Raw genomic sequence first — 1,179 nt, forward strand, 5'->3', positions numbered from 1 at the left:
TTTTTCCAAAGAGATGGCACATTGTTGGGGTCTCCACCACATAAGCGGACGATAACCTTTGTCATTTCATCATTGAGTTCCATTTCAAATTGCGCCTTTGCTATCTTATAACCCTTGATCTTGTTGAGTTTCCTGTAAACTATGATAAGTGATGCAACAATCATAGTCATATAGAGCATTATCTTTAGCCCGCTCTCATCCCTGCTGACCAGATGCGAGGCATTGAGTTCCTGTTTGATGAACTTGAAAAAGACTTCAATCTCCCACCGTTGCTTGTACCAATGGGCAATCATATAAGCATCTTCTTCCATCAGGTTGCTTATAAAACATATTTCTTCGCCGCTTGCATCTATCGTTGCTGTAATGAGCCTATAGCTAAACGTGGATTTCTTTCCTTTCTTGCCGAACAGGTACGCCACCTCATCGCTTACAATTGTTACGGTGCTGCCATCAGGCTTGGCTCCAAGCCCCTTTTTTTCATGGACCTCATGCCTTGGGCCAGGCAGGGATCGGGTAATGAAATATTTGTTGTCAGTGGTGAACCTGTCGAATGAATCACGGGATTTTAGCCCTCTGTCAAACACTATCGTCCCTTTTTGCAGCCCATCCGCATCATCTATAACCTCCGCCAGCGCCATCTCTTCGCTTGCGTATGTTTGGTCAGTGAAGGCCTTTACATGCATCGGAAGGCTGCCCTTCATCACCACACTATATTTCACATGGCGATGGGTTTTATCCCCACCGAATTCCATTGCTGTGCTGAATAATTTGGCTGCAAGCGAGATAAAAGTGCTGTCTGTCTTTGAAAGTGCCGTTTCTTCCTTCAGTTCCTTATTGTATATGATGAATACCTGTTCAAAGAGCTTTTCAAAATAAGAAACCTCCATGGTGCATATCCTGTCCCGGATGGAATTATACTTGCAATCATGTGGCGAAAGGGTTTTCCTACCTTTCTTGGCAGTCACAGTCCTTCTGTTAAAACATTTGAAGGTAGCAGAGGAAATGAATTTTTCCATTATCCGAAGGCTGGGCTTGTTGCTGGACAGCATGGAATACAAGACCAACTTAAAAATCGTTTCCCCGGTTAGTTTCTTTACCTGATGGTCAACTTTTGTTTCCGCAGTTAATATGTCAAATGTCTTTTCAGGTATCAATTTGAGTATTTCTGTAGCTGTCATA

1 protein-coding gene is annotated in these 1,179 nt (G+C 43.1%); it reads right to left on the minus strand.

Annotated elements, in window-relative coordinates:
- The coding region (locus ACHFIY_RS19245; RefSeq protein WP_410847757.1) for an IS4 family transposase at nucleotides 1-1,179 on the minus strand (1,179 nt) is incomplete at both ends.

The sequence above is a fragment of the Parasediminibacterium schistidii genome, assembly GCF_046546515.1.
Classification (GTDB): Bacteria; Bacteroidota; Bacteroidia; order Chitinophagales; family Chitinophagaceae; genus Parasediminibacterium.